This window comes from Polynucleobacter acidiphobus (assembly GCF_003065385.1).
In the GTDB taxonomy this organism is placed as follows: Bacteria; Pseudomonadota; Gammaproteobacteria; order Burkholderiales; family Burkholderiaceae; genus Polynucleobacter; species Polynucleobacter acidiphobus.
Window position 1 is genome coordinate 1,072,887 of the sequence record NZ_CP023277.1, and the last position, 18,274, is coordinate 1,091,160.

Annotated in this window: 22 protein-coding genes; 3 read left to right on the forward strand and 19 right to left on the reverse strand. The window is 46.0% G+C overall.

The features are described from left to right. The first annotated feature begins 1 nt into the window (after position 1). The gene (locus tag AOC32_RS05720) at positions 2-367 is read left to right on the forward strand and encodes a sirohydrochlorin chelatase (RefSeq protein WP_108508551.1); all 366 of its coding nucleotides are present in this window, start codon (positions 2-4) and stop codon (positions 365-367) included. On the opposite strand, the gene cobA is transcribed toward AOC32_RS05720, so the two are convergent. The 14 genes from cobA to AOC32_RS05790 all read right to left on the reverse strand — a co-directional run bounded on the left by cobA (position 287) and on the right by AOC32_RS05790 (position 10,341). Then, positions 287-1,087 (reverse strand): uroporphyrinogen-III C-methyltransferase, encoded by an 801-nt coding sequence (cobA, locus tag AOC32_RS05725; protein ID WP_108508552.1) that lies wholly within the window; start codon positions 1,085-1,087, stop codon positions 287-289. The genes AOC32_RS05720 and cobA overlap by 81 nt on opposite strands. A gap of 29 nt (positions 1,088-1,116) precedes the next feature. Beyond that, positions 1,117-1,668 carry a DUF934 domain-containing protein gene (locus tag AOC32_RS05730; RefSeq protein WP_108508553.1) on the reverse strand — a complete coding sequence of 184 codons (552 nt, stop codon included), beginning with the start codon at positions 1,666-1,668 and terminating at the stop codon, positions 1,117-1,119. After that, complete coding sequence (locus AOC32_RS05735; RefSeq protein WP_108508554.1) at positions 1,665-3,356, reverse strand: nitrite/sulfite reductase; 1,692 nt, start codon at positions 3,354-3,356, stop codon at positions 1,665-1,667. Before AOC32_RS05735 ends, AOC32_RS05730 begins: the two co-directional genes overlap by 4 nt. Before the next feature lie 268 nt (positions 3,357-3,624). After that, positions 3,625-4,065, reverse strand: a complete 441-nt coding sequence (locus AOC32_RS05740; RefSeq protein ID WP_108508555.1) for a DoxX family protein — start codon at positions 4,063-4,065, stop codon at positions 3,625-3,627. Positions 4,066-4,094: 29 nt separating this feature from the next. Continuing rightward, positions 4,095-4,904: a DODA-type extradiol aromatic ring-opening family dioxygenase gene (locus AOC32_RS05745; RefSeq protein WP_234409707.1), complete on the reverse strand. Its 810-nt coding sequence runs from the start codon at positions 4,902-4,904 to the stop codon at positions 4,095-4,097. Between the two features lie 14 nt (positions 4,905-4,918). Then, complete coding sequence (locus AOC32_RS05750; protein ID WP_108508556.1) at positions 4,919-5,155, reverse strand: CDGSH iron-sulfur domain-containing protein; 237 nt, start codon at positions 5,153-5,155, stop codon at positions 4,919-4,921. A 1-nt stretch (position 5,156) separates the two neighbouring features. Continuing rightward, a complete protein-coding gene (locus AOC32_RS05755) occupies positions 5,157-5,585 on the reverse strand; it encodes a MarR family winged helix-turn-helix transcriptional regulator (protein WP_108508557.1) in 429 nt (142 codons plus the stop codon). Positions 5,586-5,742: 157 nt separating this feature from the next. After that, positions 5,743-6,159, reverse strand: coding sequence for a thioesterase family protein (locus AOC32_RS05760; RefSeq protein WP_108508558.1), 417 nt, complete (start codon positions 6,157-6,159; stop codon positions 5,743-5,745). Between the two features lie 67 nt (positions 6,160-6,226). Further along, positions 6,227-6,610: a YkvA family protein gene (locus AOC32_RS05765; protein ID WP_199908485.1), complete on the reverse strand. Its 384-nt coding sequence runs from the start codon at positions 6,608-6,610 to the stop codon at positions 6,227-6,229. A gap of 71 nt (positions 6,611-6,681) precedes the next feature. Beyond that, positions 6,682-7,143: a DUF411 domain-containing protein gene (locus AOC32_RS05770; protein WP_108508560.1), complete on the reverse strand. Its 462-nt coding sequence runs from the start codon at positions 7,141-7,143 to the stop codon at positions 6,682-6,684. A 49-nt stretch (positions 7,144-7,192) separates the two neighbouring features. Next, on the reverse strand, positions 7,193-7,471 hold the full coding sequence (locus AOC32_RS05775) for a copper-binding protein (protein WP_108508561.1): 279 nt from the start codon (positions 7,469-7,471) through the stop codon (positions 7,193-7,195). Next, on the reverse strand, positions 7,468-7,950 hold the full coding sequence (locus AOC32_RS05780; RefSeq protein WP_108508562.1) for a cupredoxin domain-containing protein: 483 nt from the start codon (positions 7,948-7,950) through the stop codon (positions 7,468-7,470). Before AOC32_RS05780 ends, AOC32_RS05775 begins: the two co-directional genes overlap by 4 nt. A 12-nt stretch (positions 7,951-7,962) precedes the next feature. Further along, entirely contained in the window at positions 7,963-9,369 is a 1,407-nt protein-coding gene (locus AOC32_RS05785) for a multicopper oxidase family protein (RefSeq protein WP_108508563.1), read from the reverse strand. A 3-nt stretch (positions 9,370-9,372) separates the two neighbouring features. Then, complete coding sequence (locus AOC32_RS05790) at positions 9,373-10,341, reverse strand: TolC family protein (RefSeq protein WP_108508564.1); 969 nt, start codon at positions 10,339-10,341, stop codon at positions 9,373-9,375. Positions 10,342-10,819: 478 nt separating this feature from the next. On the opposite strand from AOC32_RS05790, the gene AOC32_RS05800 reads away from it, so the two are divergent. Then, a complete protein-coding gene (locus AOC32_RS05800; protein ID WP_108509362.1) occupies positions 10,820-11,170 on the forward strand; it encodes a DUF3147 family protein in 351 nt (116 codons plus the stop codon). Positions 11,171-11,190: 20 nt separating this feature from the next. Here the strand turns inward: AOC32_RS05800 and AOC32_RS05805 are convergent, their stop codons facing one another. Continuing rightward, positions 11,191-11,388 carry a heavy-metal-associated domain-containing protein gene (locus tag AOC32_RS05805; protein ID WP_108509363.1) on the reverse strand — a complete coding sequence of 66 codons (198 nt, stop codon included), beginning with the start codon at positions 11,386-11,388 and terminating at the stop codon, positions 11,191-11,193. Between the two features lie 54 nt (positions 11,389-11,442). Between AOC32_RS05805 and AOC32_RS05810 the strand changes: the two genes are divergently transcribed. After that, positions 11,443-13,713, forward strand: coding sequence for a heavy metal translocating P-type ATPase (locus AOC32_RS05810; RefSeq protein WP_108508566.1), 2,271 nt, complete (start codon positions 11,443-11,445; stop codon positions 13,711-13,713). Positions 13,714-13,952: 239 nt separating this feature from the next. On the opposite strand, the gene AOC32_RS05815 is transcribed toward AOC32_RS05810, so the two are convergent. Genes AOC32_RS05815 through AOC32_RS05830 form a run of 4 tightly spaced genes read right to left on the reverse strand, consistent with a single transcriptional unit; the run spans position 13,953 to position 18,271 of the window. Further along, positions 13,953-14,720, reverse strand: coding sequence for a substrate-binding periplasmic protein (locus AOC32_RS05815; RefSeq protein WP_108508567.1), 768 nt, complete (start codon positions 14,718-14,720; stop codon positions 13,953-13,955). 40 nt (positions 14,721-14,760) lie between these two features. Next, on the reverse strand, positions 14,761-15,573 hold the full coding sequence (locus tag AOC32_RS05820; protein ID WP_159074906.1) for a hypothetical protein: 813 nt from the start codon (positions 15,571-15,573) through the stop codon (positions 14,761-14,763). Between the two features lie 54 nt (positions 15,574-15,627). Beyond that, a complete protein-coding gene (locus AOC32_RS05825) occupies positions 15,628-16,533 on the reverse strand; it encodes an alpha/beta fold hydrolase (RefSeq protein ID WP_108508569.1) in 906 nt (301 codons plus the stop codon). A gap of 40 nt (positions 16,534-16,573) precedes the next feature. After that, positions 16,574-18,271: a GMC family oxidoreductase gene (locus AOC32_RS05830; protein WP_108508570.1), complete on the reverse strand. Its 1,698-nt coding sequence runs from the start codon at positions 18,269-18,271 to the stop codon at positions 16,574-16,576. Positions 18,272-18,274: the final 3 nt, after the last annotated feature.

An 18,274-nucleotide genomic window follows, 5' to 3' on the forward strand; every position in this document is an offset into this window, starting at 1 on the left:
TATGAAAGCAGTTATCTTCTTTGGCCATGGGGCGCGCGATGTGCGCTGGCGTGAACCATTTGATCGGTTAGTCAGTATGTGGCAAAGCCAATACCCTGAGGTAATGGTGGAGCTGGCTTTTTTAGAGATGATGCAACCCAATTTATCCACGGCCATTCTCTCCTTAGGACGCCAAGGGGCCAAAGAGATTGAGATCATCCCAGTCTTTTTCGGGCAAGGCGGTCACTTGCGTGAAGACTTTCCGAAATTGCTGAGCGAGGCGCAAGAACGGTTTCCGCATATTCAGTTACGCGCTGCGTCTGCGGTCGGTGAGGATGAGTCGGTCTTGCGCGCCATTATTGATTTCACGGCCCGCACGCTTCGCTAGCGCATCCCCAATTAATACCAGCAAGGGCTGATCACTTGTCTGCCAATCATTGCGATTGCTCTCAGTGAAATTAGTTTGATTGGCTAACTCGTTCAAGGTCATCGACCAGGTGCGCTCCCTTGATGTACTGATCGATTCCAATAAATGAACTGGGGTTGATCCCTTGCGACCCGAATTAATCAGATTTTGTGCAATTTCTACCGCATGGGCTCTTGCCATGTAATACACCAAGGTGTCGGCGCTTGGTTGAGCCAATGGCGCTTCCTGAGCCTCATCATCCTTAGCCTTAGCATGCGTGACAAAGGCAATGCTGCGAGCGACGCCTCGCAAAGTCAGCGAATGACCAAGCCTTGCAGCCCCTGCTTGAGCGGCGGTGATGCCAGGAACAATTTCATAGGCAATCCCTGCGTCTTCCAGTGCAGCCAACTCCTCATCGGCTCGACCAAATAACATGGGATCGCCACCCTTGAGACGAACCACCGTAGTATGTTGATGGGCAGCATCAACCAAGCGCTTATTAATAAAACGCTGGGAGGTTGATAATTTGCCACAGCGCTTGCCAACCGCAATGCGCTTAGCCTGAGGGCAAAACGCTAGCAGTTCGGGTTCAACCAGCGCGTCGTGCAACACCACATCAGCTTGAGCTAATAGCTTTGCACCCCGAATCGTAATTAGATCTGCAGCACCCGGTCCCGCTCCAATTAGATACACTTTACCCATCGGTCTCATGCTCGGATTCATGATCAAACTCATGCTGTAAGCACCTCGGCTTGATGAATTGGGTTTAGGGTACGGGGATAACGCCAGCTGTCTTGCATCCGCACACTAAATTGCTCAAATTTGCACAGTCCAAGTTCGTGATCTTGATCGGCTCGCAACACAAAGTGATCAAAGCCTACGCGTGCTAATTGATCCAGCTGATCGATCAACACATCGCCAATTGCCCATACGGGACCAGTCCATGCCAATCGCTCACGCAGGAGCGCAGCGGTGCTATACCCTCGCCCATCTCTAAAGATCGGGAAATGCACCGCCACCATGGGCCAAAGTTTTTGCCCTGCATGGATTAATTGCTTGTGATCGATGACATCATCAGTCGCTGCAAACCACACACCAATCTCACCCGCTAGCGCTCGCTCGAGTAATAGGTGATTGTCTCGATGCGTAAGCCAGTACTGAAACGGGATGATGTACTTACCCACTGGAACATGATCATCATCCGCTTTTGGATACCAAATCTGCCAATCCGTTTGAGTGAGGGTTGGGTTCTGCGTGCGTAGAAAACGAATTAATCCACTCATACGACGCCCTCTTTCTCTTTGGCATCATCGGCGTAGGCTGCCTGCTTAAATGGCTCAAGACCCAAGCGCCATACGGTTTGGATAAAGCGCTCGCCATCGTAACGCTCGTTGACATAGGTCTTGATGAGTCGGTCAATCACCGCAGGGATCTCATCTGCTAAGAAAGCGCGACCGATGACCTTACCAATCGCTGCCTCATGACCTTGCGCGCCACCCAAGGTAACCTGAAACCACTCCTCGCCATCCTTATCAACCCCTAAGATGCCGATATTGCCCACATGATGATGCCCACAGGAGTTAATGCACCCTGAGATGTTGATAGAAACATCGCCCACGTCGTGCAAGTAATCGAGATGATCAAAACGCTCTTGAATCGCTTTAGCAATCGGGATGGATTTTGCATTGGCGAGCGAGCAAAAGTCGCCGCCCGGGCATGCAATGATGTCAGTGAGTAAACCAATGTTGCTCAGCGCCAGTCCCAGTCGTTTAGCCTCTTGCCACAAGGCAACTAATTGAGTCGATTCCACATCGGCCAATACCAAATTTTGCTCATGGGTTACCCGCAGTTCGCCAAAGCTATACCGATCGGCTAGCTCGGCAATGGCATTCATCTGCTCAGCCGTAGCATCGCCCGGGGCCTGGGTTCGATGGGGTTTTAAGGAGAGCACTACGCTGCTGTACCCAGCTACCTGATGCTCACGTACATTGCGCTCGAACCAGCGCATAAAGCCAACACGCTCATTCGGTTGAAGTGCTTGAATGAATTGTTCTTGGAATAGGGCTGGTAGTTTTTTATAAGGCGGCTTGGTAAAGTGCTGCGCTACCCGCTGCCAATCGACATCAGTCCATGGTGCATAAGTGATTTTCGTATGCGTCCACTCCTCCTCCACTTGCTTAGCAAAATCATCGACTCCAAGAGCTTTAACCAAGATCTTGATACGGGCTTTGTAAATGTTATCCCGCCGACCGTGGCGGTTGTAAACCCGCAAGAGTGCTGTGAGATAAGCGGGCAGGTCTTGCCATGGCATATCTGTTTTAATCAGTTCAGCTAACATAGGGGTGCGACCCATTCCTCCACCCGCGTAGATATTGGCTAGCAATACATCCTGATCACCTCGTTTGAGCTCAATTCCCACGTCATGGCATAACAAAACCGTGCGATCTTCTGCGGCGCTATTGACCGCAATCTTGAACTTGCGAGGCAAGAAGGCAAACTCTGGGTGTAGCGTCGACCATTGGCGCAAGAGCTCGCAAATCGGTCTTGGATCAATATATTCATCAGCTGCTACACCCGCAAATGGATCGCTCGTGATATTACGAATACAATTACCGGAGGTTTGGATTGCGTGCATTTGCACTGCAGCCAACTCTTCAAGGATAAGTGGCGCCTCTTCTAAATCAATCCAATTGAATTGAATGTTCTGGCGGGTTGTGAAATGGCCATATCCGCGGTCGTAATACTTGGCAATCTTGGCTAGGGTTCGCAGTTGCGCAGAGCTCAACATGCCATAGGGAATCGCCACTCGCAGCATATAGGCGTGACGCTGTAGATATAAGCCATTTTGAAGTCGCAATGGCTTGAACTCATCTTCGGAAATCTGGTGCTTTAAGCGACGTACGACCTGTTCCGCAAATTGAGCGCTGCGTTCTTGAACTAGGGATTGGTCGATTTCGTCATATCGGTACATCCTGAGGATTGTGACGAATTAAATACATTTCTCAAAATAATATAAAGGGATTTATATATATGAATCTGGATATATTAGATAGTTGGAATATTCGAGAAATCAAAAATATGTTTAAGGTCGCCCCCTTACGTAAATGGGATATTTCAAGACAACTAAGTCACAGCGACCACTCAACTAATCGCCTCAGATAAAAACGTAGTTGATTTGCTAACACTTTAAAGTGGTTTGGTCCATGCTGCTGGGAACATGGACCAAAATCACTATGTTCTTAGGCCTGTACTGCGGGTCTGCCTGATGAACGATCTTTCCGAACTCGTCCGTCGATGCTCAATGAGCCAGCGCCGGCTGAAGCCAATACTAAGAGACCGCCCACCACTGCAATGTTCTTAAAAAACAAGAGCTGTTGGATAAAGACCGCATCGGCAGGAACCGCCCAATACGCATGACCTGCGATACTAGCTAAAAGCGTAAAAATTGCCAAGCAAATGGCTACTAGACGCGTTTGATACCCGATCAGGATGGCAATCCCGCCAAGTACCTCAATCGCGATTACAAGCCAAACCAAAACGGCCACCATGGGTAAGCCTAACGAACTAAAGTAACCACTGGTTCCTTCAAACGCTGCCAGTTTATTGAGTCCAGCCGGCAAAAATAAGGCCGCAATCGCGATACGTCCTAATAGGTTCACACCATTTTCAAATGCATTCATTTCAGTTCCTTTGTAAAAGTTAAAGTTGGTTAGTTAAAAGCAAAAGCAGATATGGTGGTTTCCAGGACACGGTCTGTGAAAACTTGTTTACCCATGCCGTTGGATGCCGCGCCTGCTACAACCATAAGTGGCAATAAATGCTCCTCTTCCCCCAAGGGATGGGATGGCCTTGCCGAGGGAGCGCTCGCCCAATTGGCCAGCCGTTCATTTCGAATAATAGGATCTGATTCGACGGTTTGGGTTAACCAGTCATCAAAGGCATCTGAAATTGGGCCAAACTGGGGTTTACCATAGCCCCGCATATTGTGAAAGCTCATACCGCTTCCAATTATCAAGATCCCTTCATCGCGCAGGGAAGCCAGAGCCTGACCTATCTCGAGATGGGTTTGTGCATCTAGGTTACTATTGAGTGACAGCTGCACGACTGGGATGTCAGCATTTGGAAACATGAGTAGCATGGGGATAAACATGCCATGATCAAACCCTCGACTTGGATGAATGGATGCTGGCACACCGGCATCATTTAGGCGTTGCACGATGGCCTTAGCCAATAATGGCTCACCCTTTGCAGGGTATTGAAGCGCATAGGTGTGTTCTGGAAAGCCATAGTAGTCATAAATGAGCTCTGGATTTGGGCTACCGGTCACACTCACGTTGGATTCCAACCAATGGGCGGACACCATCACAATCGCTTTAGGCGCTGCAGGCAAAGTCTTCGCTAAACCCTTAAGAAAATCTGCGGTTCGATCCCATGCATGAGTTGGACTCCATTCCATAAAAAAGCATGGGCCTGCTCCATGGGGAATAAACCAAGTAGGCATTCGCACTGTGATGGACATTTGCAGCGCTTTAATTAGAGTTTGTTATGACTACCGTCGCAAAATGCCCCTTTGGCACTGTGTTTACAACCACAGAGGTAAACGGTCTCGGTCTTCTCGGGCGTAAATGCGATGGGCGTGAACGAAGTTGTTTTGTGGCTACCATCACAAAACGGTTGATTTTTACTCAGGCCACACGAGCACCAGTAATAAGTCTTTCCGGCAGTGACTTCGACGGCAAAGGGAGATAGTTGGGCAATGGTTGGCTTCATATTAGCTCCTTGGTTCATTAAAAATAGATTTGAGTTCAATTAAAGACTCGGTAATTTCCTTTAGGCGCTTGACGGGTAGCTTCTTAAATGCCCGCTCTAAATACGCCAAGTGCTCAGGGAAAACTTTCTCAAAGACCCTTTGGCCTTTGGCCGTTAGTTTCAATAACAAACTACGCGCATCCTCTGGATTTTCTAGGGTCACGATGAACCCCTTAGTGATCATGCGCTCCACCACGCCGGTCAAAGAGCTCTTGGAAATCAGGGTCCTCTTCCCCAGCTGCTTATAGGACATCGGGGGCTGGTTACCTAAGGTGGCAATCACATCAAACTGAACCGGGGTGAGGCCCAATTGCCGAATATGGGCAGATGAGTATGTTTCAAAGCCTTGGTAAGCTCGAACTAGTTCTTTGATGACGGATATATTGTTCATATATGTACTATATTAGTACATATATTGACTATTTGCAATATCCTAAAAATTTCAGTGAATATGTTCCAACATCTAGTTACCAAATAAAATGGGCTTTGAAACTCAATACGTAAAGGAAGTGCCCTAATAAGACTCTCTTTAGAAGTCTTTGAACAATTTAGGGCCCCTTCGAAATCACCCGCTCATCAAACTTTTTCCTATTAATGACAAAGCGCTCATGGCGCCCTTTGGAAATTAGATCGACCCCATCATGGGCCTCTACTGAAAACGTAAGTTTTTTACCCTCGACTGCAATCAGTTCTACCTTGGCTGTGACCGTTAGGCCTGGTGGTGTTGCGGCCTCGTGACTCACATCAATATGAGTACCTACGGTTTGCTCTTCTGGCCAGTCCAAATGAGGATTAATTGCTCTAATGCAAGCCCACTCTAAAAACCCAACCAGATAACCTGTGGCAAATACCTCCGGCATGATGAGAAACTCTTCGGACTCTGGATAAAGGGCTGGAACGGTTTTGGATTTGGGAACTGTAAAGGTATGGGTGTATCGAATGCCGGGCTTGAGGGTAATTTTCATAATTTAACCGTACTTATGAATTAACAATTAATCAATTACAAGAAATATGTAATAAAGAATTGACATCTTAAAACAAATAGTTAATGAAAATAGCTGTAATTAAAAGCCAAATTAACAAAATTATGAATAGTCCTAAATAGCTTTTTGGCCTAAGTTGCTTTGATTCCAACAACTCTTGAGCTTGTTTTCGTGATTGAGCCATCACATCATCGGGTACTAATTTAATTGTGATCCAAATAAATATTGGGATCAGAATAAGGTCATCAAGATAACCAAGTATTGGAACAAAGTCTGGAATTAAATCGATCGGACTTAGGGCATAAGCGACTGTAATGAATGCTACCGCCCTCGCTATAAATGGTATTTCAGGATTTTTAAGAGCAAACCATAAAACTAAGACATCGCGCTTGAGCTCCTTTGCCCAACTCTGAATTCTTTGGAATATTTTCACTATATAGTTAAGGTTGTTAACAGGAGTTCAAATTAAATGTCCATAAATGCCTCGACAGCTTTTAACAATTTTCAGTGTAGATTTCTATAGGACTGATAGATACTTGGCTTGCCCTTGGTGTCAATAATCAAAACATCATAAGGATCTTTTTTTCCCTTATATTCAGGACCATCCATGCCAGGCGATCCCAATGGCATCGCCGGAACCGTTAGGCCTAATACCTTAGGCTTTTCAGCGAGCAAACGCCTAATTTCTTCAGCAGGTACATGACCTTCAATCACATAGCCATTAATCAAGGCTGTATGACATGATCCGAACTGAACTGGCATACCAAGCTTTTGCCGAATCTCGGTATTGCCATCATTATTGACTTTTACAATAAAACCATTTTTTTCTAAATAGGTTGCCCAGTCCTTGCAACATTTGCATTTTGGGCCACGCCACATAGTGATCTCTAATTTCTCAGGTGCGGCAAAGCCATATGCAGGGAATAGAAGGACTCCTAAAAGTAAAGATCGACGATAAGCGTTCATTTGAACTTTAGATGTTTGTATTATGTTTTCGATTAGCAATTGATAGCCTTTAGTTACTTTTCCGAATTTCTTTGACAAAGTACTTCTTATCTTTCATTTCAGCGACAAATTCGATGCGCTCATTGACGCTATAGCCTTGTAAAAGAGTGGCATTTTCAACTTGAAAAACCATCGACATTTCGGGCATATCCAGGCTTTTGATTTCCTGATGCCGAATGGTAATTTTTTTATTGTCTATATCAATTCGTCGAATTTCACCCTTGGTCCACTCTACCGAGTGAGCTGAAAAACTAAGTAATAGAAGGATTGGTAAAAGGAGCTTTTTCATTCTTTCACCTCAATTTTTCCAATCATGCCAGCTTGATAATGTCCAGCCATCAAGCATGCAAAGTCAAAGCTGCCCTTGCGATTGAACTTCCAAATAATTTCACCAGTCTTACCAGGCGCTACATGTGCCATATAGGCTTCATCATGCTCCATATTGGGATTTTTCAGCATCAATTCGGCATGCTTATCCAGAACGGGCTTAGTACCAATGACCATTTCATGCATTAATTTGCCATCGTTCTTCACTTGAAAGCGAATGGTTTCGCCCAGCCTCACTTCAATCCGATCGGGATGAAAACGCATCTTATCGGTCATAGTAATTAAGACCGTTCGATTTACTTCGCTCTTATTAGCCCCAATCCCCCAATCTTCCTGAATAAAATTGGCAGGCTGAGCAGATTTTTTATGTTGATCGCCATGTGCCAGTCCTAACTGAGGTAATGAAACGATAGCGAGTACTAAGAAGAATTTTCTAATCATGATGTCATGCTCCTAGTGATTATGTTTGAAATGTCCGGATGGTTTAACGATATTGACCTCAACCTCTGGTTGGTTATGAACCCGATTCATGGCTGAGGAGCCGGCTGATTGACTTCGCTTGATCGTAGGCAGCTGCCCCTTCCATTCATAAGCCTGGGTTCCGGGAGGCTGTTTGTACCAACCAGTATTTTTGTAGTCATTGTGCGGTTGATTTTTACGAACCTTCAGGATACTAAACATGCCACCCATTTCAACCGAGCCATATGGGCCATCGCCAGTCATCATTGGAATCGTATTTTCAGGTAATGGCATTTCCATTTCGGTCATATCGGCCATGCCACGCTCACCCATCACCATGTAGTCTGGAATAAGTTTTTTTATCTTTCCAGCAACGCCACGATGATCAACTCCAATTAGATTAGCCATATCATGGCCCATCGCATTCATGGTGTGATGGCTTTTATGGCAATGAAACGCCCAATCGCCCTCCTCGTCAGCCAAGAATTCAAGCTGTCGCATTTGACCCACTGCAACATCAGCAGTTACTTCATACCAGCGATTAGCCTTTGGGGTCGGCCCACCATCGGTCCCGGTAATTTGGAACTCATGGCCATGCAAATGAATGGGATGATTCGTCATGGTTAGATTTCCAACCCGAATTCGTACCCTATCGTTTAAGCGAACATTCAGAGTATCGATACCAGGAAATACCCGGCTATTCCAAGACCAAATATTAAAGTCGAGCATCGTCATTGGGTTAGGCGTAAAACTACCCGGATCAATATCGTAGGAGCTCAGTAAAAAACAAAAATCACGATTGACTTCATCAATGTCCGGATTTTTGCCTTTGGGGTGAGTTACCCAAAAGCCCATCATGCCCATCGCCATTTGAGTCATTTCATCAGCATGTGGATGGTACATAAATGTTCCAGGACGACGAGCAGTAAATTCATAAACAAATGTTTTGCCCGATGGGATTGCAGGCTGATTTAAGCCAGCCACCCCATCCATACCATTTGGCAAGCGTTGACCATGCCAATGAATTGAGGTGTGCTCTGGTAGCTTATTGGTTACAAAAATGCGTACTTTATCGCCTTCAACAACCTCAATTGTTGGCCCAGGGGATTGGCCGTTATACCCCCATAAGTGGGCTTTAAAGCCAGGCGCCATTTCCCGTACCACAGGTTCTGCCACTAAATGGAACTCTTTTACCCCTTGATTCATTCGCCATGGCAAAGTCCAACCATTGAGAGTAACAACTGGGTTGTACTCACGACCGGTTTTGGGAAACAGTGGATTTTGTGTATTAGGGCTGGTTTGAATAACAGGCTCGGGTAAGCCCGCCAAGGCGTGACGACTAACTCCAGCGGCTGCCATAGTCACTGCCGCACCACTTAGAAATGCTCTACGTGAATTCATGACTTACCTCGCATTAATGTTAGAAAAATCCATCTGGGCATCAATTAGCGCCTTTTCTAGGCGTACCGATTGGATTAAAAAGGCTGCATTTGCATCGATGTACTGCATCACTGTCTTACGCTGATCCTCAGCATCTTCAAGCAAATGAAATACATCAATCAGCATCGCGTTATAGCGGAGTAATTTTTCCTCAGAAATTTTCTTTTGGTTCGGCAAAACTTCTATTTGATAAGTCCTTACCTTTTGAAATCGCTCTCGGTAGTTTTCATAGGCAATGCGTGCGTTAGAACGAACTTGAACGGTAGCTGGACTGTTGATGTCACCCAAGTCAATAGCCCGCCTCTCTTTATCTGTTAATTTCCTCACATCTTTTGGGGGAGTTGGCAGGCGATTTTCCACGTCTAATTTAAGATTGCGCTGATCAAAGTTCATCCGCTGAATAAAACGCTCGGTTGCTTCTTTGGTTTTCGTTTGCAGTGATTGCATTTCTAGCTGAGTCTTTAACAGTTCTTTTTGCTGTTTAAGCTGTCCCAGTTGATTGATATTGCCAACCTTTTGCATCCGATTGGTGAGTTCTGAGGCTGCTTGAACAGCGTCCACAACATCTGCCATGTATCTTGATTTCTCCTTAAGAGCGACTAGCTCGTAATAAGATTTAGTGGTTTCATAAATGATGGTGTAGCGTTGTTGAAGTGCTGAGCGTTGTGCTGGGGTTAGTAAATAGAAATTTTGGATCGATTCTGAGCCGGGTAAATAATTGGTCCAATCCAACTGCTGACTAAGGGATCGCTCGATCGCCTGACTTAGTGAATAAGTGGCCCCTTGGGGCAAGGCTTGCTCTGGGGCCTTTTCTTTGGCGTAAGTACGCCAACCCCCAATTTCACCAACCAGATTATTTTGCTCAATCCAAACAGAATAGCCGTGCGCTTGCAGTGCAGTACTTAAAAGTAAACCAAAAAGTATTCGTTTCATATCACTCTCCAATTAAAATCATGCCCAAATTTTGGGCGGACTTATCCTAGGGAGTTAACGAATAGGTGGTTTTGTTAGGTCAGAAATATCAACCCCAATTAAGGGTTGATTGATTGAATGAAATGATTGGCTAAAAGAATCAGATAGGTCAAGCGCTTGGGGAGCCTGCAAAAACCCAATTGCCATACATAGAGTACAAGAGTTACAACCCGAACTATCCGATGCTTGATGTGAAGCATGGGAGCTCTCTGTTGCCGATGCGCTATTTTGATGACATGCGTGCGCAATATTTGCTTCGATCATCTGGGGCATTTGCAGTGTTTTTTGCTGGTGCTGGATGCCCATATCAATTACCGCCCACGACTGAACCGGGACAAAAACAACCAGGAGGCATATGAGAAATTTTCTCAGCATGGATAAATCCTAGCACTTTTTCCATAGAATTGCTTTAATGTCGTTACCTTTAGGAATCAAAACAATGACTTGGATAGTTACTAAATACCTTTTAACAGCGGCAATGGTGGTATTCATTAGCGAAGTTGCCAAACGCAGTGATAAGTTAGGTGGCTTTATTGCCGCCCTACCGCTGATGACTTTGTTAACCCTCACTTGGTTATTTATTGAAAACCAAAGTGAAGAAAAAATAAGCAACCACGCCTACTATACCTTTTGGTATGTGATTCCGACGCTGCCCATGTTTTTGGTATTTCCTTACCTACTGCCTAAACTAGGCTTTTGGCTCACGATGGGTTCTTGCGTTTTACTGACCTTCGTATGCTTCGGGATTTTTGTACTAATTATGAAAAATTTCGGGGTCGAGCTGTTGTGAAGCACGATTATTAAAAAAGCCTATTGAATTTTTGCAATCGGAAAACCAGCATCCTCAATGAGATTTTGAGCCTCGGAGGTGCTAAGTACAGTTTGTAATTCAATGGATTGAGTAGGTAAATCCACCTTAACTTGTGCATTCGGATCGGCCGATTGAATCGCTCTAGTTACCGCCCTAATGCAGCCCCCGCAAGTCATCCCAGAAACTGTAAATCTCATAAACACCATCCCTTGATCTACGTACTCATTTATTAATACTGTACAGTATTCTTTATGGCCAAGCCACTAACTGAATCAGCTTTTTATACCCTCGATATTCAAGGGATGACCTGTGCCTCCTGTGTTGGACGGATTGAGCGTGCCCTACAAAAAGTCCCGGATATTGATAAGGTTACAGTCAATTTAGCGACCGAGCAGGCCCGTATTCGATTAATTCCAAACTCAGCACTCTCGGTTGATGACCTGATTCAGACAATTCAGAAAGCTGGCTACGAAGCGCACGTCCATCAACCAACACAATCCGTTGATGCCCATGAGATGGTGTGGAATGCTGATGGCCGAGCATCAGTGATCATCAGTTTTTTACTCAGCGCACCCCTAATTGCCCCGATGCTCCTCATGCTTATTGGGGTTCATTGGTCCTTAAATGGCTGGTGGCAACTGGCCTTGGCAACACCCGTGCAATTTGTTTTGGGATGGCGCTTTTATCGTGCGGGGTTTCATGCTTTAAAAGCTGGTTCCGGGAATATGGATCTGCTGATTTCCATTGGAACAAGCGCTGCATATGGACTAAGCCTTTTCTTATTACTATCGCATTCAGAACATACCCATGAGTATTACTTTGAAGGTTCAGCCGTCATCATTAGCATGGTCTTACTTGGTAAATGGCTAGAGGCACGGGCTAAGAAACAAACAGGTGAAGCGATTCGGGCTTTGCAAAAACTATGGCCTAAGCACGCAAAGGTTTTACATGCTGATCAGAATATCCAATCATTAGGGAATGCAAACTATCGGATTTTGCCCATTGAGGAATTGCTCCCAGGTGACCAAGTCATCGTGTTACCAGGCGAGCGAATTCCCGTTGATGGTATCGTACTTCACGGCACCAGTCATGTGGATGAATCGTTACTTACCGGAGAAAGTAACCCCGTTAAAAAGGAAGTATCCAAGCAGGTGATTGGAGGATCAATGAATGGAGATGGCGCTTTGATCGTTGAAGCGCAGGCTATTGGTACCGAAAGTGTTTTATCCAAAATCATTTTCTTGGTGGAGGAGGCGCAAACCCAAAAAGCACCGATTCAAAAGCTAGTTGATCAGATTAGCGCCTACTTTGTTCCGGCTGTCTTACTCATTGCCCTTCTAACAGGTCTTATTAATTGGCTGGTCCTAGAATCGGGTAGTACTGCCATCTTGCGAGCTGTTTCAGTCCTTGTGATTGCTTGCCCCTGTGCTCTCGGATTGGCCACACCGGCAGCCATCATGGCTGGTACAGGTGTCGCAGCTCGCCATGGAATCCTCATTAAAGATTCCCAAGTCTTAGAGCTTGCCCATCGAATCAATATTGTTGCATTTGATAAAACCGGGACTTTAACAATAGGTGAGCCTCGACTTTTGGAAATTGTTCCGCTGGGTAATCAAACTCCAATACCTGAAATTTTAGCGAGCGCAGCTGGATTGCAACTGGGTAGCGAACACCCGCTTGCCAAAGCAGTGATTAACGAGGCGCGTGCCTCAGGAACTCTTCCGCTATCGGTCTCCGATAGCACCATCATTGCAGGCCTCGGAATTGAGGGCAAACTAAATCAAGGTCCTTGGAAGGACGCTGTACTTGTCTTACAAAGCCTGGAATCAATAAGCCAGGAGGCAGATTTTCAAGCAGTTGCCGCTAAATTTCACTCAATTCTAAATAATGGTCAAACCAGTTCAGTCCTTCGCGTGAAGGGCCGTAATGAGTACATTGCCGTTTTCCTGTTTGGAGATGAAATTAAGCCTAATGCAAAGGCTGTGATTCATTCATTACATTCGGATGGAATTCAAACAGCGATGATCTCTGGTGACCGGGCTGAGGCAGCATCAGCAGTTGCGAAGCAGATTGGTATTGATGAAATATATGCTTCTGTAATGCCAGAGAATAAAGCTCAAATTGTTCAGAATCTAAAAGAAATATCAGCCAGTAAAAATCGACGTTGGGTTGCGATGGTTGGTGACGGTGTCAACGATGCGCCAGCCTTAGCAAGTGCTGATGTTGGAATAGCCATGGCCACAGGCACTGATGTAGCAATTCAATCGGCAGGTATCACTCTAATGCGAGGTGATCTAGCATTAATTCCCCAAGCTTTAGACATTTCTAGAAAAACCTGGAAAAAGATTCAGCAAAACTTATTTTGGGCTTTTGTGTTCAATACGGCAGGCATTCCACTAGCAGCGACTGGATACTTATCGCCAATGATCGCTGGAAGTGCAATGGCACTATCTAGTCTTTTTGTTTTAAGTAATGCCCTTTTATTAAAAGATTGGAAACCCTGCACTCAGCATGGTGTGTAAACCACAGGTCTAGTAAGTACCAGGCTTAATTGGCCTGCCCAGTAAAAATCGTACTAAAACTATTCAAATTGTTTTCAAACTCTTCTAAACAATTTAAAATGATTTCAGCTCGATTAATACTTAGTTTTTTCAAAAAGGCTCTGTTAATCCGCAGGTCCCTGGTTCGAGTCCAGGTCGGGGAGCCAAATTCAGCAAGGCTTACAGGTTAGTTAGCTTGTAAGCCTTTTTCTTTGTTTTGACTATTTATAAAACTGCTGATTGGCACTCTCAATGAGTTGATTGACCTCACCACTGGTAACTGCTTTCTTGATTCCCTCAGAGAAGCCCTTCCCCAATTGCGCATAACACTTAGATTTTTTAGAGAACGCAATATACATATCTGCTGTTAAAACGCTCTTGGGCAAGAACACGAGCTTGGAGTCCAAATTTAACTTCTTAGCTTCTAATTTGCCTGGGTAGGTTCCAATAATCAAGTAGTCAGCCTGTTTATTGAGTAACTGAGTAAATGCCTGATCAACGCCATTAGAGTGCGCAACGTTCAAATCGGATTTGATATAGGCATCAAATTGACTGCCATAACTCTCTCCCTGATTAGTCACGCCACGATGCCCTTTTAGATCTGACCATTGAGTGAACTTAAAGTTGTCACCCTTACGAATCACGATCGATACTGGATCGAGCATATAAGGAGGCTCTATGTAATGCATATACTCAGCTCGGGCCGGATTTTTATAGATGCCAAAGATGATGTCTGCGCGACCATCACGTATGGCTTGTTGCGCCTTCTCCCATGAACCAAAATCCATCGAGGTAACTTTCTCAACCCCAAGACCTTTGGCAATATTGCTGACTAAAGTAACCGACGACCCTTGCAGTTTTCCGTCGGCTGCCCAAGCAACTGGCGGATATGCTGGATGACCCGTGATAACCAATGCCTTGCATGGTTGTGCCTGGGCAATATTAGTTAGGATTAAGGTAGCTAAGATCGTTAACAAAAAACGGGTCATCTCAAGAGCCTTTCATTTAGAGGCTTCATCATACTTGACCTTATTGGGCTGATTTAATACTGACCCCAAGATAAGCTCCAAAGCCTTTGGCGCTGGTAGGTGTTGTGCTCACCATATAGGTGGGTCCCAACTGAAATGAGACGTGATAGTCCAGTAATTTGACCGTTTTGCCGCCACTCAAGGTGAGCTGATTAGTAGCATTACGCGCGGTGTAATTAAAGTTCATTTGACTCGATAGGTTATAAGTCCACGCATGATCGCTGGTATAGGACAGTGTTGGTTGCACATTCAAAATATTGGCTGTGCCACCTGACAGGTCATTGCCAATTCCCCAGGAATTAAACATCGTCCAACCAATAGTCCAATTGTCTGGCGCATATAAGGCCCCAGCCGATACGCCAACACCCGTTTGTCGAGTACCACTATTCGGATCACTGGCTGGGGTCTGGATATAGGGGCCGATTCCTGCAAACCATTTTCGATCAAACATAAATGTAAAGTAGCTTGGAAATTGAATCGGTTGCTGTTGATTGGTCACCTGTTGGCCACTGATATTGTGGTTATAGGTAAGCATCGGGTTCAGAATCAAATGGATATTCGATCCAAGCTGAAGTGGAATCACTGGGGCCACCATATACTCATCTTGTTTAATGTTACTGTTCGCGCCGAGTTGTTGATTGGCGTTATATGTGACCTGCACACTCATTTTTGGATACAGCGGATTTTGCATCTGCTGCCCCGATTTAGCGGCATGGCTCATGGTGCTGGTTGGAGTTTGAGTTTGGGCTTGGGCTAGTGCAACACCCTGATACGCAAGAATCATCCCAATCCAAATGAGTAGTATGCGTGGCAAAAGCAAAATCTCTTTTTCTATTGAGTCATGTTTAAAAAATCAGCGTACTGGATTTTATTGGATGGCCAGATTCTTTGATTGCTTGATAAATAGTCCGTATTGCTGGCCAAGGCCCTGCGGATCCTCGAGCATCAATAAATGGGCAGAGTTTGGATCAATCCGAACCTTTCCCTTCACCATTCTTTCCTGTAAGGCAGTGGCACCTTTAACCAAGAATACGCCATCGTGCTGGCCCCACACTGCGAATATGGGATGGCTAAAGCGCATTGGCTCCAGAACCCGAGTGTATTGATCCACAATCGACCATACCCGTTGATAATGCGCTCGATCTACTACGTACGATTGGATCAATGACTGCTTGATTGCGGGATCAATCTGCGGTGGCTTGGCAAATAACAGTCGCATCTCCAAATCAAACTCTTTGCTGGTTTGCGGTATAAAAGGATTGATGCCCTTCTTTAAGGCACCTTCAATCTGTGGGCTCCATGACTCAATCCCTAAGGGGGCTCCAATGAAGGCTAATGTCATCACTTGATTGGGATTATGCTTTGTATAGAGCGCAGCAATGGCCCCACCCATCGAACTTCCGCCAATATGAAAACGATTTATCTGAAGCGACTGCATGAGTCTTTGTAGTAGCTCAACTTGACGCTCAAGCTGATAGGCCGATTGAGGAAAGGGTCGACTTGCTCCATAGCCAGGCAGATCTGGTGCAATTACCATGAGTCCCTGCTTTGTTAGAAGGCATCCCACTTCTATCCACTGCTCCTTTTGTGCAAAGAGTCCGTGAAGTAGCAACACGGTCTCCCCAGCGCCTCCTTGCAGATAATGAATCGTGCCACCCTCAACTGCTTGTGTTTTTGCTGTGAGTGGGCAATCCTTTGGCAAGGGCTGCGCCACCAGGGCGGAGCTGCCGATACCTAGTAATAGGCAAAAAAGGGTGTGGATGATTGTCTTCACAGTCGGTCGTAGATCATATTAATAATTTATGGGCCCTCACCTAGCGCTGCGCTAGGATTTGCCTGGCAATTGTTTCTGCGATGAGCATGACTGGTGCATTGGTGTTGCCGGAGGTAATACAAGGCATCGCTGAGGCATCGATGACTCGTAAGCGTGCCACACCCCTTACCCGACACTCGGAGTCCAACACAGTATTTGGATTATTCGTTTGACCTTGAGCGTCAACCTTCCCCATGGCGCAGGTACTCACTGGATGAAAGATCGTGGTTCCTAAATCACGTGCCGCGTGCTCAAGGTCTTGCTCGCTTTGTAATTGAGTACCAGGTAATACCTCTTTGGGGGCGTAGGGCTTTAGAGCATCGCTGCCCATAATTTGGCGAGTGATTCGGAGGCTATCGACTGCCACCTTCAGATCGTCTGGAGTCGATAAATAATTGCACTGGATTTGTGGATGCATCTGGGTATCGGCTGATTGTGCCCTCACCCAGCCACGTGAACTGGGTCGCAAATTGCATACACTGGGTGTAATCGCATTAAAGGGATGTAGCGGTTCCCCAAATTTAGGCAAGGAGAGTGGCTGTACATGCCATTCAATATTTGCTGTGGGCTGCGATGGATCACTTTTGGTAAAAGCACCCAAGGTCGATGGTGGCATCGTCAGTGGTCCAGTACGTTTGATGAGATACTCAAAGCCCATTCCCATTCGGGTGAACCAGTTTTTATAGAGTGTATTGACGGTCTTGCAGTTTTCAACCTGATACACAGTGCGGATCTGTAAATGGTCTTGCAAGTTCTCACCTACGCCCAGAAGGTCTACCTTCGTTTTGACCCCGATGGATTTGAGGTGATGGTACGCACCAATTCCGGAGACTTGCAATAGTTGGGGGGATCCAATGGAACCAGCTGCCAAAATAACTTGGTCTTTTGCATGCGCAGTGATGCGTGATCCGGCATGGATTAGATCCAAGCTAGTGACCTCCCAGGCTGCGCCATACCAGGCATTCTTCTGTTGCTGCGGATTATTTTGGGTTTGGGGTTGCGTCGGTATTAGATTGAGTTTTAGGACCTGGGCTTTAGTGAGGATTGTCAGGTTCTTTTGATGACGAATTGGATGGAGATACGCATCGGCCATCGACCAACGCACTCCCTTCTTTTGGGTCATCTGAAAATACGCACATCCTTCGTTATCACCCCGATTGAACTCCTCGATCGAGGGAATGCCCTGCTCCTGTGCAGCTTTGCGCCAAGCATCTAAGATCTCCCATTTCACCCGAGGCTGCTCGACTCGCATCTCCCCTTGATCCCCATGCCACGTATTGGCACCCCCAAAATAGTTTTCTAGCGATTTGTAGGTTTCTAGGGTTTGGTCCCAAGCCCATCTGGAATCGCCGGTTAACTCCGCCCAGCGAGCATAGTCAGTCGCCTGGCCACGCATATAGATCATGGCGTTAATCGATGAGGATCCACCAATCACGCGCCCTCTCGCATAATGAATCGAGCGCTGATTGAGGCCAGGATCGGACTCGGTTTTAAAGCACCAGTCGGTTCTGGGATTGGCAATCGTGTAGAGGTAGCCGACGGGGATTTTGATCCAAAACCAATCGTCTTCTCCTCCGGCTTCGAGTAATAAGACTCGATGGTTTGGGTCGGCGGAGAGACGGTTTGCCAAGAGGCAACCAGCACTACCAGCCCCCACAATAATGGTATCGAACTCAAGTGATGCTGAGGTGCTCACCATAGA

Coding starts and splice junctions, on each gene's coding strand:
- AOC32_RS05760 (WP_108508558.1), bottom strand. CDS start 6,159: ATGAAAATTACCCTCAAGCCCGGCATTCGATACACCCATACCTTTACA.
- AOC32_RS05815 (WP_108508567.1), bottom strand. CDS start 14,720: ATGACCCGTTTTTTGTTAACGATCTTAGCTACCTTAATCCTAACTAAT.
- AOC32_RS05810 (WP_108508566.1), top strand. CDS start 11,443: ATGGCCAAGCCACTAACTGAATCAGCTTTTTATACCCTCGATATTCAA.
- AOC32_RS05780 (WP_108508562.1), bottom strand. CDS start 7,950: ATGATTAGAAAATTCTTCTTAGTACTCGCTATCGTTTCATTACCTCAG.
- AOC32_RS05750 (WP_108508556.1), bottom strand. CDS start 5,155: ATGAAGCCAACCATTGCCCAACTATCTCCCTTTGCCGTCGAAGTCACT.
- AOC32_RS05790 (WP_108508564.1), bottom strand. CDS start 10,341: ATGAAACGAATACTTTTTGGTTTACTTTTAAGTACTGCACTGCAAGCG.
- AOC32_RS05730 (WP_108508553.1), bottom strand. CDS start 1,668: ATGAGTGGATTAATTCGTTTTCTACGCACGCAGAACCCAACCCTCACT.
- AOC32_RS05770 (WP_108508560.1), bottom strand. CDS start 7,143: ATGAACGCTTATCGTCGATCTTTACTTTTAGGAGTCCTTCTATTCCCT.
- AOC32_RS05755 (WP_108508557.1), bottom strand. CDS start 5,585: ATGAACAATATATCCGTCATCAAAGAACTAGTTCGAGCTTACCAAGGC.
- AOC32_RS05785 (WP_108508563.1), bottom strand. CDS start 9,369: ATGAATTCACGTAGAGCATTTCTAAGTGGTGCGGCAGTGACTATGGCA.
- cobA (WP_108508552.1), bottom strand. CDS start 1,087: ATGGGTAAAGTGTATCTAATTGGAGCGGGACCGGGTGCTGCAGATCTA.
- AOC32_RS05800 (WP_108509362.1), top strand. CDS start 10,820: ATGACTTGGATAGTTACTAAATACCTTTTAACAGCGGCAATGGTGGTA.
- AOC32_RS05740 (WP_108508555.1), bottom strand. CDS start 4,065: ATGAATGCATTTGAAAATGGTGTGAACCTATTAGGACGTATCGCGATT.
- AOC32_RS05830 (WP_108508570.1), bottom strand. CDS start 18,271: ATGGTGAGCACCTCAGCATCACTTGAGTTCGATACCATTATTGTGGGG.
- AOC32_RS05735 (WP_108508554.1), bottom strand. CDS start 3,356: ATGTACCGATATGACGAAATCGACCAATCCCTAGTTCAAGAACGCAGC.
- AOC32_RS05805 (WP_108509363.1), bottom strand. CDS start 11,388: ATGAGATTTACAGTTTCTGGGATGACTTGCGGGGGCTGCATTAGGGCG.
- AOC32_RS05775 (WP_108508561.1), bottom strand. CDS start 7,471: ATGAAAAAGCTCCTTTTACCAATCCTTCTATTACTTAGTTTTTCAGCT.
- AOC32_RS05720 (WP_108508551.1), top strand. CDS start 2: ATGAAAGCAGTTATCTTCTTTGGCCATGGGGCGCGCGATGTGCGCTGG.
- AOC32_RS05745 (WP_234409707.1), bottom strand. CDS start 4,904: ATGTCCATCACAGTGCGAATGCCTACTTGGTTTATTCCCCATGGAGCA.